Here is a 364-nt window from a genome sequence, read left to right as displayed (position 1 = left end):
TCAAGCAGGCGGTCAAGGCCATCGTGCCGCTGGAGCCGAACAGCCTGGGCGCGGAGGTGCTCGTCAGCGTCACCACCTTCCTGACGGAGACGAGCGGGCGCGTGGTGGAGGCGGTCGGCACCGTGCGCAGCCTGCCGTCGTTCGGACGCTGGCTGCACCGCCTCGTCACCGACCCGCATTATCAAAGCCGGCTGCTGCGGACCGGGGTGCGGCTGGCCGCGGTGCTGGTGATGGCGCTGCTGGCGGAGTGGCTGCTGATGCGCCTGCTGCGCCGGCCGGTCGCGGTGGTGCTGGCGCGGGCCGGCGACCGCGCGGTGCAGGAGCCGGACGTGCTGCCGCCGGACCTTCCGTCGCCCGACGATCT

General features: G+C 73.4%; 1 protein-coding gene. It reads left to right on the top strand.

Annotation, left to right across the window (positions count from 1 at the left end):
- On the top strand, positions 1-364 hold a 364-nt coding region (locus B8460_RS22065), incomplete at both ends, for a hypothetical protein (protein WP_048862263.1).

This window comes from Acidisphaera rubrifaciens HS-AP3 (assembly GCF_000964365.1).
Taxonomy (GTDB): Bacteria; Pseudomonadota; Alphaproteobacteria; order Acetobacterales; family Acetobacteraceae; genus Acidisphaera; species Acidisphaera rubrifaciens.
The sequence above is the reverse complement of the archived record's forward strand: the minus strand, read 5'-3'. Positions and strand labels throughout refer to the sequence as shown.